The sequence below is a fragment of the Kamptonema sp. PCC 6506 genome (assembly GCF_000180455.1).
Lineage (GTDB): Bacteria > Cyanobacteriota > Cyanobacteriia > Cyanobacteriales > Microcoleaceae > Kamptonema > Kamptonema formosum.
In genome coordinates this window covers 1-12,651 of record NZ_CACA01000268.1, presented here as the reverse complement: position 1 = coordinate 12,651, position 12,651 = coordinate 1, and the positions used below count along the sequence as shown (strand labels likewise).

Sequence of the window (12,651 nt, the reverse complement as noted above, 5' to 3'; positions counted from 1 at the left end):
TCTTCCCCTAGCCCCTAGCCCCTAGCCCCTGTTCCTCTCTTCCCCTAGCCCCTAGCCCCTAGCCCCTAGCCCCTCTTTTCCCCTAGCTCCCAGGCGACCTACCAACAAAAAGAGAGAATCGAAGCCATAGCATACACCTAATGGGTTAATTTTAAAAGACTGGTTAATTATGCTCAGTAAAGGTAGAATAAGCCCCATTGTTTACCGTCATTTTGAGATAATCGTGCCATCTAAGATCGCTCAGTTAAGCGTTACTCTCCCAGACGAATCCCTGAACGGCAGTTCTGAACTCCCCTTCACCCTACAACAATTGAAGGCAGCCATTCCCTCAGAATGTTTCGTACCTTCCACCGGGAAATCCCTGTTTTACTTCTTTCTCGATATCTCAATAATCAGCGGTCTTTATGCGGCAGCACACGCCCTAGATTCCTGGTTTTTCTGGCCAGTATTCTGGGTGATACAAGGTACCATGTTCTGGGCATTATTTGTAGTCGGACACGACTGCGGACACGGTTCTTTTTCCAGATACAAATGGCTAAATAACCTCATCGGTCACATCTCTCACACTCCCATTCTCGTACCCTATCACGGTTGGCGGATCAGCCATCGCACCCATCACCAAAATACTGGAAACATCGAAACCGATGAAAGCTGGTATCCCGTCACCGAAACCAAATATCGGAGCATGAACTCTTTAGAAAAGTTTCTCCGGTTTGAGTTTTTAATGCTGTTTGCCTATCCGGTATATCTGTTTAAACGGTCGCCAGAAAGACCTGAAGCTTCCCACTTTAACCCTAATAGCGATCTGTTCAAACCTTCGGAGAAATGGGATGTCATTACCAGCACTATCTGTTTTAGTATAATGGTAGGGTTGCTGGGATTTTTGACCTATCAATGGGGCTTCATGTGGTTGGTAAAATATTATGCGATGCCTTACCTCGTGTTTGTAGCGTGGCTAGATTTAGTAACATATCTGCATCATACTGAGGCAGATATTCCCTGGTATCGCGGCAAAGATTGGTATTTTCTCAAAGGTGCTTTGTCCACGATTGACCGCGATTATGGGTTTATCAATAACATCCACCATAATATCGGCACTCATGTGGTTCACCATATTTTCTTGAGCATTCCCCATTACCACTTGTTAACTGCAAATGAAGCAATTAAGCCGATTTTGGGAGACTACTACCGCAAGTCTAAGGGGTCAATTTTAGGCGATTTTTGGCGTTCTTCTCGCCTTTGCCATTTCGTACCCGATCGAGGTAGTGCAGTTTATCACAAGTCTAAAACTGAATTAGAAGGTTAATTGTTAGTGGTTAGTGCTTAGTGGTTAGTTATTGATGATTCTATTCTGAGAATGACTGCTAAGCACTTCCAATTACCCATTACCGAAGTGAGTTCGATAACCGATCGGGTGTAATGACCCTAGTATATCTGTAGCTAGAAACTGCTTAGAAATATAAGCTGCTAGGACTTTTTAAGATGGGCGCTACGATAACCTCTGTCCATGAGTTCAGAATAATTTATCAGCAGCGCCCACCCTACAAGTCACAAAAATCAAGCTCTAAGTTGCACCGGCATCACCAGAAAAGTAGCATTAACTCCTCCCAAAGGCCTGATAATTACAGGAGCAGTTGCCTCATTTAACTGCATCTGAATTTCAGGAGAAGGAGCAGTTTTCAAAATATCAATTAAATACTTAACATTAAAGGCAATATCTATACTCTCCCCGGAGATTTGAGCAGACATAGATTCCGTACCGCTACCAACATCTTTGGCATCCACAGACAAAGTTACTTTCTGATTTTCAGCGTCGATACTACACTTGAGGATATTATTTTTTTGATCTGCCAAAACTGCAATTCTTTCTACTGCTGCTAAAAGCGATCGCCTTTCTAGCGTAATTAGCCGTTCAAAAGAGCGCGGAAGTAACTGCCGATAATTGGGATATTGCCCCTCTAAAGTCCGCGTTGTCAACCGTTGATCTGCCCATTCAAACACAATTTGACCTTGATCTAAATGTAGGGCCACAGGTTCGCTGCTTTGACCAGCCGCTACCATTTTTTCTATTTCTCGTAAGGCTTTTGCTGGCACAGTGATCTCAAATATAGCTGAGGATTCTTGAGTTGGTAATGAGGCTTCGTCATACTCGCGATCGCTCACTTTAGCTGTTTCTACTACCGCCAATCTATGACCGTCAGTAGCAGCAAATTCTAGGCTATCTTGCTGCACTTTTAAATGTACGCCAGTCAAGACTTGTTTTGTTTCGTCGGGGCTAGTTGCAAATAAAGTTCCTTTTAAGCCCGCTATCAAGGCTTCAGGAGGCAAATTAATCAATTCTCCTCCTTCTATTTCTGGCAATTCTGGGAATTCTTCGGGCCCCATACCCCTAACTGTATATTTGCCCGATGAGGATGTGACAGTTGCGATCGCCTCCCCCGCATCGTCATCTAAGCTAATCTCTCCATCTGGCAGCCTAGAAATAATATCATTAAGCAACTTCGCAGGTAATGTAAAACTACCGCCTTCATCCACCTGTGCTGCAAAGCTAGTGCGAATTCCCAGGCTAAGATCGAACCCTGTTAAACTCACCCGCTGGGTTTTTTCGTCTGCTACCAATAGAACATTAGCAAGTACCGGATGCGTCGGGCGAGAGGGCACTGCCCGACTGACTAGGGAAAGGTTGCTATTGAGGTCACTTTGTGTACAAATCAGTTTCATTGTAATGCTAAATGTAGGGCTTAGTATTTGTGGGGTTGAGTTTGAGAATATCTTGAGGAGTCGGTAAGTCCAATTGGGATTTAGAAACCGCCCTGACACAGAAGAAAATCTTATCACTATTGGCCTGAGCAATCCCACGCAATTTATCGCAGTGGCAGGTGGCAGGAGGCACAAGGCACAAGGCACAAGGCACAAGGCACAAGGCACAAGGCACAAGGCAGGTGGCATCGCGTCCTAATCGCCTTGGCGACTGCTATAAATTATAAAATTGTCCTAACGATCGTAGCGGTTGCAATGTTCGGTTTTGAGAGAAATTGTAGTCAGCGCGTAAGTTTTGTGAGAAAATATGTATAAAAATGTACTCAAGCTCTGCTAGGCGATCGCCTGAGAAAATAGTCCCTAGTATTGCTTGTGGAAAATGTGGAAAAAATCAGCAGATTACCTCTGTGCTTATGTTTCACGGCTGAATTCCCTGTGGAAAACTTGTGGAAAAATGGTTAAATGCGATCGCAAGCTTTTATACCTAGTATGGCTATAACACGGCTCTCTGAGCGGTTCCCTTGTTCTCAAAATATCGAATCCAGATTGGTAGTGGCTATAAAATTGAAAATAAATCGACATTCGGACGCAAGAGATTAGGGATAATAGGGCGGTTGAGCCAATGTCCGTCTGATTGCAGCATGGTAGTTAAAAAGCTGGGGCGGACGTATTTGTAGCGGGCGATAACCGTCTGGTCTTCTTCAACTTTAATATACAGACCTTCCATTAAGGATGTGCGATCTGTTTGGGCGATCGCGCGATCTGCGTCCAAACCTTTTTCCTGGCAAACTTGGCGTAATTGTTCTAGATGCCCAGGTTCAATATAATGGGAGTTGTCGATGAATTCTATCAGTTGTTTGTGATATTTAAGCTTACCTGCAAATAAAACTGGAACAGAAACTAGAGGTAATTCTGCTAGTAACTGTTTGCGGCTTTGGGTGCTGAGAAATTGCTGTTGCTGTCGGTCGAGCACGTCATATTCTAGGAAATAGTGAGGCAGAGCGTTATAAAATATGGTATGTTTAGCATAGAGCCATTCACCGTAAAGTATGTAGCGATCGCCTAACACTTTCCAGAAAGTTTCAGTATGGGTATAAGCCCACTGTTTAAACAAGTTAAAGTGTTTTTCTCGCTCTCCTCCTGTGAGGTAATGACCTCGGCTTTGGAGCAACATTTGACCATTCGAGGCAAAGCTGATGGCAGCATTAGCACCGTCTACTTTTTCTTCTACAACTGTAAACTGAGATGCGATCGCGCTAAAGGGAACGCTATCGAGATCCTCATCCCCCGGTTGTAGCCGCGAACCTTCAATGTGATGAGTGCGAGGATATTTGTAAATTTGCTGCTGCATGAGCTATACCACCTGCTAAGACGGTGACGACGTTCTTAATTGCTAAAACTTAAAGTGTGGTAAGTAGAAGGAAGAAGGAAGAAGGATTTAGTTATGTATGAAAGAAGGAAGAAGGTTTATACAATCAGCTTTTTAGCCATCTCGATCTTATGTTTAATTAGGTGGAGCTACTTATTGGACTTAAGAGCGATCGCTACTCACAGATGAGGTGTAATTGCAACAACCGTAATCTGTCCCTGACCATGCCCATAATACCAAAAAACCCGAAAAGCTCCCGGCGTTTTATTCTCAACATAAGCCTCAAAAATATCCTCGCCATCAGGGCCAGACAGAGCCTCAAACTTGTGACTATTAAGACCGGGATGACGCAAATTATTTGCCATCAATCCCAGCGTTTTCCTCACCTTATTATACTTCTTAAAATCATGTTCTTGAAGATTAGCTAAATACTGTTTCGCCTCAGTTGAAAATTGCAGCCGGAACTTCATTAATCCTCAATCTCCAAATCTGCATAATCAGCGAAGTCCCCCAAATAGTGAACATCACCTACCGCTGCCTGTTCAAGTCCACGCAGCACAGACGCAAGGGCCTCTTGATTCCGCCACAACCACCGTTCGTACTCAGGAATATTTTCCATTGGGTCTAGCAAGATTTGTCCATCATCATTACTGAGTACGCGGTACTCAGTCGCCTTTGTTTCCAACTCCAGACTTAAGCAACCTTGGTCATCTGTTTTCACAGGTGCTTTAATAAACCGGAATTTTTCGTTCGTTAACATAACGCCTTTTCCTAAAATTCTGATAAATCCTTGCTTAGTTCTATTTTAACACAATTCATTGCCCAAGACTGAATATATTCGATCGTGTCTCTTAGTCATGTCTCACTCAATTAGATTGTAATTAAAGTTCACAAACAGCAACTATTAAATTCATAAAACTTTGTCGTCGCACTCCAGGAAACTTAAGGAGGCAGGAGGCTCTTATGTAAGAGGCAGAAGGCAGGAGGCAAGAAAAGCAATGACTTAAGCAATTAAGAACGTTGTAACCGTCTTCGGGGTTGCTATAACTCGATCGTTGTTCCAATACGAGATCGCTCTTTTACTCACTAAGAACAAACGACGAAATAAAAACTTCATTAGTTCCCTCATGGCTACTAGCAAATTTATTCACTTAACTGGCTAAGATAGCTTAGTGGTTGGTGGTTAAGTAGGAGAACAGATAACAATTACCAACAAAAACAAAACTTATGCAAAACAACTTTTTTAGCCAGTAGCCTTGTGGTGGGTTATGATGCGGTCAATTTTTTTCTATTGGCGTGTCAAGTTAATCGTCACGCCTAACCCAACCTACTAATATGTGCGATCGCCCATTAGCAATTAGCCATTAGCAATTAGCCATTAGCAATTAGCCATTAGCAATTAGCCATTAGCCATTATAAATTATCTTCCCAATCATCCTCATAAAGTTCTTCAAATCGATCTAAAAAGTCAGCCAGAATATCAGAAGATATAGCTAAGTTTACATCCTTCTTTTCATCCCAACCCCAAGCATTTATACCGACTACCTGACCTGCAAGATTAATTAACGGGCCACCAGAGTTAGCGCGATTAATAGCTGCATCTATTTGCAGCACTTTGACCTCAGTAATTACCTCCATGTCCTCATCTCCTCCAGATTTTTGTGACACTAAAATATTGCTAATTGTGCCTTGATTTACTGTGGAAGCAGTTTCACCTAAAGGATAGCCAATAGTAATAACTTGCTCTCCCTCTTGAGCTTCAAAAGATAAGGTGACGGGAGGATATTCTTGGGGAATTTCTACTTCTTCCCCAGTGTCGCGATCGAGGATAAAATCGGTGATAAATAATATCGCCAAATCTTCGTCTGAATTGCCAGTAAAAACTACTTCTGCTATTCTCAGTTGCTCGTTGGGAGTTTGCACTAAAATCATTGCACTTTCGTCTTCTTCATAGAGGGTATCTTCCTCTGCAATGTCGGCGACAATGTGGTAATTAGTGACTATGACATCGGGGCCGACGAAAAAGCCGCTACCAATAGCAATTTTTTCTTCTGTATCCCAATTGATAACATAAACTGAAACTACGGATTCTAAGACTTTCTCAACGGAGGCTGATATTTTTCGCGACTGGGTTTTTAGCTCGTTTAATTGCTGTCGTAAGGCGGTACGAGCTTCCTGCATCTGGCGATAAATGGCCTTAGATTTTGATGGTTTTAACTGAAATTTTTCTTCGATATCCAGATCGCTCATTTTTGGCTTTCCCTCGATGGAGATAGGTTATTTATTGGTGATTGGTATGGCTTTAAAGCTAATAGCTAATACAGGAACTAAGGACTGCTGGCGAAAACTTACAGATTGGGATTGCTTCGCTGCGATCGCAATGACTGAAAATACTGCTCGCAATGACTGAAAATGGTGTTTTCGTATAATTCCTGTAATTGTTTTTTCTTCCCATTAGCTATTAGCTATTAGCTATGAACATTCAACTTTGATTGCTATTAGGAACCGCGATTAACTAGGGCAAAGATTTCTTCTAAGATTTCCTGTGCTCCCTGTTGCCGTAAGCGGTGGGCGAGGTCAATTCCTAAAAGTTCGGCGGTGGCGGCGGCACCTGTGACGGTATCTTTGATTAATCTTTGACCATCGAGACTGGCTACTAATCCTGTTAAGGTTAGTTGGTCGCCTTCGATTTTGGTATTAACACCGATGGGAACTTGACATCCGCCTTCTAGTTCTCGCAAAAATGCGCGTTCGGCATAACAACGTTGGGCAGTTTCGGTATGTTCAAGGGCTTTAATCAATTCTAAGATGTCGTCGTCTCCGGCGCGACATTCGATGCCGAGTGCTCCTTGTCCAACGGCGTGGAGGGAGATTTCTGGAGAGATGATTTGGTGGACGCGATCGCCCATTCCTAATCTTTGCAATCCGGCTACTGCTAAGATAATGGCATCGTATTCGCCTTCGTCAAGTTTAGCAAGTCTGGTGTTGAGATTGCCTCGAATATCTTTAAATTCGAGGTGGGGGAAGTGATGCCGTAGTTGGGCGAGTCGCCGCAGGGAAGATGTGCCGATGACTGCGCCTGGGGGGAGGGTTTCGAGTTGTTTGTCTTGATGATTGGCGTGGACTACAAGAGCGTCGGCGGGGTTTTCCCGTTCGCTGACGCATCCCAATATTAAGCCTTCGGGCAAGTTTGTGGGTAAGTCTTTGAGAGAGTGTACGGCGAAGTCGGTTTCGTTGCTGAGCATTCCCACTTCGAGCTCTTTGGTAAAGAGTCCTTTGTCTCCAATTTTGGCGAGGGGGACATCGAGGATTTTGTCGCCTTGGGTGGACATGGTGTGGACTTCAAAGGTGCATTGGGGGAAACGTTGCTGTAGCTGTTCTTGCACCCAGTAGGTTTGGACGAGGGCGAGTTGGCTTTTGCGGGAACCGATGCGGACGGTGCGTGTGGGTGCGGATGTGGTTGGAGACATAAGAGCGATCGCGTCAAAAGTGCCAATAGAGTCACTCGATCTAGACTACCGCAGGTGGGGCCTGCTATTAGAAGACGTTTACAGGAGTTAAAGATTGTTATTGTAACGCTGCCCTCTGGGTGGCGATCGTACCGCCAGGGGAGGGCATTACAAATTATAGTTTATGGCTGCCCTTTTCCCAGTAGCCACCGTGTGATGCACCACGCTAAGGCCGCGATCGCGATGCTGAGGCTAAATGAGAAGATGAAGGGATGGGGTACGGGGATGTGATAGTTTTGTAGGGTTGTTAAAAGTTTTTCTGGCCCGCTAGAGGCGGCGATACCGCCTGCGGCTAAGCCTACGCCGATCGCTTGAATGCTTTTCTCTAGTTTTTCCCCTCGCTCGTTATCTGCTTTCTCGTTATCTCTGAGTAGTTGTTGGGTTTCGCGATCGCTTCTGGCTTGTTCGATCTCAACTATGCCTCGGATGGAGGCGATCGCGCTTTCGATTAAGTCTGTCCCGTGTTTGAAGTATCCTAAGTCACCCGCGATTTGCGATCGCATATATGGCGCGGTTTTTCTACGGAAGTGATTTAAGATAGATAGTTCTTCCTTATCAACTCCCACTTTAACACGAATTTGCTCTAATTTTTCATTGTAATTGTTAAGATTTATCGCAATTGTATTGTCATAATCTTCTAATTTTGTTAGCCCTTGGGTATAAGCCAGTGCAATTCTCAGGAGTTTTTTTAACTCCGTCTTAAATTTTTGTAAATTTTCAGGAGTCAAGTCAGTATTTAGTCGATCTATTTGCTGTTGCAACTCTCCCACATTATTCTCGACTTCCCTGTAAACATCCAACAGTTTGCCGTGAATTTGCCGGCTGTTTTGAAAGGATTTAATAATTTTATTTCGGTAGTAAAACAGGTCTAATATTTCCTGCTGGTAAATACCCAGCTTATCTTCCGATGCTTCGTTGTGGGGAAACCAGACAAGCAAGTGCCGATAATTAGCAATTTGCTTAGTTAAACCATACTCAAAAATCGGACTGCCAAATAACTTATCGTGGCGGTGGAAAGTAGGGCGATATTGTGCAGGAAGTAAAGCGTTGCAGCATTTGTCAGCTAGAGATTGTAGTTCTTCTGGACTTGCTGACTGTAATTGTGAGGGTAATTTAGCGGTAATTAAAATGGTTTCCCCTAAAAACTCTTCACCGGTGACAATTCCTAATAAATTTTGCGGGTTAAATTTACTCAGCAATTGTGGGGAAACTTCCTCCATACAACTATCCGGTAAACCGACATTCAAAAATAGGGCATAACTGTCTCCAATCTGGAGAGGGAAAGCAAACCCGCTGACTTCTAATTCACGATTTTGATCGTTGATTTCCGTCTCAAAATTTAAGCTGATATCTGCTGGCAATAAATCAACTCGGAATTTAGACGGTGGTTCGGGAAATTGAAGCTGGAATTTAAGTTTTTGGGAGGTAAAGCTTTCTAAAAACTCATCCGCCCAATTCCAAAGGGGATTATCTTTACCCCTAGTACCGCTGATGAGATGGAAGGCAAAAATATAGACATTAGGCTTTAAAATTGTTTCGATTTCAGTCATTAATTTTCTGGGTTATTTGATTTAATCCGCTTTTCTAAACATTCTAGCAGCTTGGGAAATAGGCGGGGAAAGTGATTTTCTTCTATATTTTCGTCTCCTTGCGGTTTACTAGCTTTGGGGATAACTTTGCCTCTGGTGGCGGCTTTTACTGCGTTTGTAATTTCGTCATAGTCGCTACACCAATCGCTAAGAATATCGGAAATTGTTTGATTTGATTCATTTTCTGCCGCGACAACTTTTGTCTCAAGGGTTTTTAATCCGGCGGTGGCTGTTTCGGAAAATAAACTAGGACAGGTTTTCAATACTTTGAGAAAAGAATCAATCATTATTTCTGGATTCATGGCTAAATTGCCTCCTGGTAATTTGGGGTTTGATAATTCTATTATATTCACAAGGGCAGGACTTACGCACGCGGGGACAAAAACCCGGTTTCTGCGTCAATATTCCTCGAAAACAGCCAGGGGTTAAAACCCCTGTCTCAAAGATCGAGTCCTCTGAAGAGGACTAAGAAGACTTTGAAATTTAGTCCTCTTCAGAGGACTCGATCTTTGAGACAGGGGTTTTAACCCCTGTCGGACTCAAGGTTAAGAGTTAATATTATTCCTGTGGAAATCAACATGATTCATAAAAATTTAGCAATGTCTACCCGTACTACTGGCACAATTTTCTTTTTACTGCTTACCATTTTTGTCACCTTGGGATGCCAAAAACAGGTGGCTACTCCCCTTGAAACATTACAAAAAACTAAGCAATGTCAAGAATGCGATCTGACTGGCGCTAAGTTAAGTAACATTGATTTAACAGGCGCTAATCTTAATAGTGCTAAGTTAGAAGGTGCAATGCTAGAAAATGTCAAGCTTAATGAAGCTTTACTCGATAGCGTCAATCTTAAAGGTGCAAATTTAAAAGGCGCTTCTCTGGAAAAGGCAGGTTTATTTGCTGCGGATCTTACCAATGCTGATTTGAGTAATGCCAATCTTAAGGGTGCTTTTTTACGAGGGGCCAAACTGAATAATGCTAACCTCAGTAATGCGGATTTAAGTGAAAGTGACTTAAATAGTGCGGATTTAACAGGCGCAAATCTGAAAGGGGCAAATCTGAAAGGGGCAATGATGCCTGATGGTACAATTAAAAATTAAAACAGATTGGATCGGAATCAGATCGGATTCAGATATTCAGATTCAGAGATTCAGATATTCAGATTCAGAGATTCAGAATCGGATTCAGATTCTGATTGAGAGATTCAGAGTCGGCGGTTGAAACCGCATCTACACAAAGGAAGTCCGCCTACGCGGACTGAAGAATGAATTCAGAAGAATTTAGGAGTCACAATTCAGCATGAATTATTGTGAATTTTGACTCCTGATACCAAATTTGGCTTAAATATCTCCTTTATTCTTTAGTCCGCGTAGGCGGACTTCCTTTGTGTAGATGCGGTTTCAACCGCCAAACGATCTTCTCTATTTCCATCCCGCGCGATCGGCAATCTTTAAAGCTTCGGGGTTATTTTTCCCAAACACATCAGGGTTGAGAGGGTCAGATTTAAATGTGCCAAAACTAGCAACTACAGGATCGATCGCCACACCTGAAATCACGGGATATTCATAATTACCGCCAGCAAAAATCAGTTGCGCTTCGCGACTAGCTAGGTGTTCCAAGAATTTGATCGCGCCTGCTTTATTTCGGGAGGTTTTGACGACACCGCCACCACTAATATTAACGTGAGTTCCGCGATCGCGCTGGTTCGGGAAAAACACACCAATTTTAGCTGCGATCGCCTTTTCTTCTGGTTTTTGCGATTTCGCTAACCGAGCGACATAATAGGTATTAACAAGGGCAAGATCGCCTACCCCATCAGCAACAGCCTTGATTTGCGCCGTATCATTTCCCTCTGGAGGACGGGCAAAATTAGCCACCAATCCTCGCGCCCAAGCTTCCGTTTTTTGACCCCCATGAGCTGCTAATATAGATCCAACAAGAGACTGGTTATAGATATTAGTGGACGATCGCACTAAAATCTTACCTTTCCATCGAGGATCTGTCAGCGCCTCATAGGTTGACAACTGGGCGGGGTTGACCTTGCTTTTGTTATAAACAATCACCCGCGCCCTGCGCGATAGGCCAAACCAGAAACCTTGAGGATCGCGCAAACTCCCTGGAATTGCCGATGTCAACACTCTTGATGATACAGGTTGCAGAATACCCGCTTGTTTCGCCCGCCACAAACGCCCACCATCAACGGTGATGAAAACATCAGCGGGACTATTTGCGCCTTCACTTTTGATCCGTTCAATTAGTTGGTCAGCATCCGCTTCAACTAGGTTAACTTTGATCCCAGTTTTTTTGGTGAAGCTTTGGTACAACGCATTATCGGTGTCGTAATGACGCGCTGAATAAAGGTTGAGGGTTCCTGCTTGGGCTGCAACTGGGGCTGTTTTGCTTAGTTCCCCCATTGCCACGACAGCCATTGCTGTACCGCTGGCAAGAAAAATACGTCTAGAAATGCTCATTGTTCAATAATGATAGATTATTGCATCTGGTCATTGACAGGATGGTGTATGAAAACCCATCTATAGTCATTGATGTATTATCTTAATGCAAGTTATTCTTATTTGTTTATAAAATATTGTATAGCACTTAGGACGTTCTGAATTTCTAAAACCCTTGATTTGAGGATCGTTCTTCCCTAACCTCTCTTCCTCTCTTTCCCTAGCCCCTAGCCCCTAGCCCCTAGCCCCTACTTATGAGACAGATTTTTGCTGACTGGGAATTACAATCAATGCCCAGTAGGGAACTTCTGCGGGCTCGACTTGGGCGATCGCGACTATCCGCTGATTGAGCATCGTGGCTCGTTCGATATATAATGCTCGTTCAAAGAGCCCTAACTCTATGAGTACATCTCGGACTTTGCTAAAGTGTCTGCCTAGTTTAATAATGATAGCAGCGTCAGCAACAGCTAGGCGATCGCGCAGAATTTCCGCAGAAAGTGTTGCCGGCATAATACTCAATACATCATTACGATACGTCAACGGCGCACCCAACTGAGCCGCACTTGCCAAAGTTGAAGAAATTCCGGGTACAACTTCAGTGGTAAATTTGCCTGACAAACGATTGAAGAGGTACATAAACGAACCGAACAAAAACGGATCGCCTTCACATAATACTGCTACATCCTGTCCTTCACTCAGATAATGAGCAATTTTCTCAGCGGCAATATCGTAGTAAGGTTGAGACGATCGCGTTGGACTAAAAGGCAAGGGCATGGGAATTTCTATTTGTTCCGGCCGCAAATAATCTGCTACAATCGACCGTGCGAGAACCTTACCATTTTCCATTGCGGGATAGGCAATCACGGGTACTGATTGTAGAATCCGATAAGCTTTTAATGTTAATAACTCTGGATCGCCAGGGCCAATACCCAGTCCATATAATTTACCAGTAGATTTTGTCATAGAAGGAAGAA

General features: G+C 43.5%; 12 protein-coding genes. 2 read left to right on the top strand and 10 right to left on the bottom strand.

Going from position 1 to position 12,651, the window contains the following annotated elements:
• Nucleotides 1-223 precede the first annotated feature (223 nt).
• Nucleotides 224-1,306 carry a fatty acid desaturase gene (locus OSCI_RS14315; RefSeq protein ID WP_007355710.1) on the top strand — a complete coding sequence of 361 codons (1,083 nt, stop codon included), beginning with the start codon at nucleotides 224-226 and terminating at the stop codon, nucleotides 1,304-1,306.
• A 251-nt stretch (nucleotides 1,307-1,557) separates the two neighbouring features.
• Here the strand turns inward: OSCI_RS14315 and dnaN are convergent, their stop codons facing one another.
• The 8 genes from dnaN to OSCI_RS14275 form a co-directional block, all read right to left on the bottom strand.
• Entirely contained in the window at nucleotides 1,558-2,721 is a 1,164-nt protein-coding gene (gene dnaN / locus OSCI_RS14310; RefSeq protein ID WP_007355709.1) for a DNA polymerase III subunit beta, read from the bottom strand.
• Nucleotides 2,722-3,316: 595 nt separating this feature from the next.
• Nucleotides 3,317-4,111: an RNA ligase family protein gene (locus tag OSCI_RS14305; protein ID WP_007355708.1), complete on the bottom strand. Its 795-nt coding sequence runs from the start codon at nucleotides 4,109-4,111 to the stop codon at nucleotides 3,317-3,319.
• Nucleotides 4,112-4,308: 197 nt separating this feature from the next.
• Entirely contained in the window at nucleotides 4,309-4,599 is a 291-nt protein-coding gene (locus tag OSCI_RS14300; protein ID WP_007355707.1) for a type II toxin-antitoxin system RelE family toxin, read from the bottom strand.
• Entirely contained in the window at nucleotides 4,599-4,889 is a 291-nt protein-coding gene (locus tag OSCI_RS14295; protein ID WP_007355706.1) for a hypothetical protein, read from the bottom strand. Before OSCI_RS14295 ends, OSCI_RS14300 begins: the two co-directional genes overlap by 1 nt.
• Before the next feature lie 653 nt (nucleotides 4,890-5,542).
• Nucleotides 5,543-6,310 carry a S1C family serine protease gene (locus OSCI_RS14290; protein WP_267879549.1) on the bottom strand — a complete coding sequence of 256 codons (768 nt, stop codon included), beginning with the start codon at nucleotides 6,308-6,310 and terminating at the stop codon, nucleotides 5,543-5,545.
• A gap of 317 nt (nucleotides 6,311-6,627) precedes the next feature.
• Nucleotides 6,628-7,599, bottom strand: a complete 972-nt coding sequence (gene hemC / locus OSCI_RS14285; RefSeq protein ID WP_007355703.1) for a hydroxymethylbilane synthase — start codon at nucleotides 7,597-7,599, stop codon at nucleotides 6,628-6,630.
• A 161-nt stretch (nucleotides 7,600-7,760) separates the two neighbouring features.
• Nucleotides 7,761-9,188 carry a hypothetical protein gene (locus tag OSCI_RS14280; RefSeq protein WP_007355702.1) on the bottom strand — a complete coding sequence of 476 codons (1,428 nt, stop codon included), beginning with the start codon at nucleotides 9,186-9,188 and terminating at the stop codon, nucleotides 7,761-7,763.
• Nucleotides 9,188-9,529: a hypothetical protein gene (locus OSCI_RS14275; RefSeq protein WP_007355701.1), complete on the bottom strand. Its 342-nt coding sequence runs from the start codon at nucleotides 9,527-9,529 to the stop codon at nucleotides 9,188-9,190. Before OSCI_RS14275 ends, OSCI_RS14280 begins: the two co-directional genes overlap by 1 nt.
• A gap of 276 nt (nucleotides 9,530-9,805) precedes the next feature.
• On the opposite strand from OSCI_RS14275, the gene OSCI_RS14270 reads away from it, so the two are divergent.
• On the top strand, nucleotides 9,806-10,327 hold the full coding sequence (locus OSCI_RS14270) for a pentapeptide repeat-containing protein (RefSeq protein ID WP_007355700.1): 522 nt from the start codon (nucleotides 9,806-9,808) through the stop codon (nucleotides 10,325-10,327).
• A gap of 321 nt (nucleotides 10,328-10,648) precedes the next feature.
• Here OSCI_RS14270 and OSCI_RS14265 read toward each other — a convergent pair whose 3' ends face one another.
• Together OSCI_RS14265 and OSCI_RS14260 are read right to left on the bottom strand one after the other, a co-directional pair.
• The gene (locus tag OSCI_RS14265; protein ID WP_007355699.1) at nucleotides 10,649-11,698 is read right to left on the bottom strand and encodes a Fe(3+) ABC transporter substrate-binding protein; all 1,050 of its coding nucleotides are present in this window, start codon (nucleotides 11,696-11,698) and stop codon (nucleotides 10,649-10,651) included.
• Between the two features lie 231 nt (nucleotides 11,699-11,929).
• Nucleotides 11,930-12,640, bottom strand: coding sequence for a precorrin-2 C(20)-methyltransferase (locus tag OSCI_RS14260; RefSeq protein ID WP_007355698.1), 711 nt, complete (start codon nucleotides 12,638-12,640; stop codon nucleotides 11,930-11,932).
• Nucleotides 12,641-12,651: the final 11 nt, after the last annotated feature.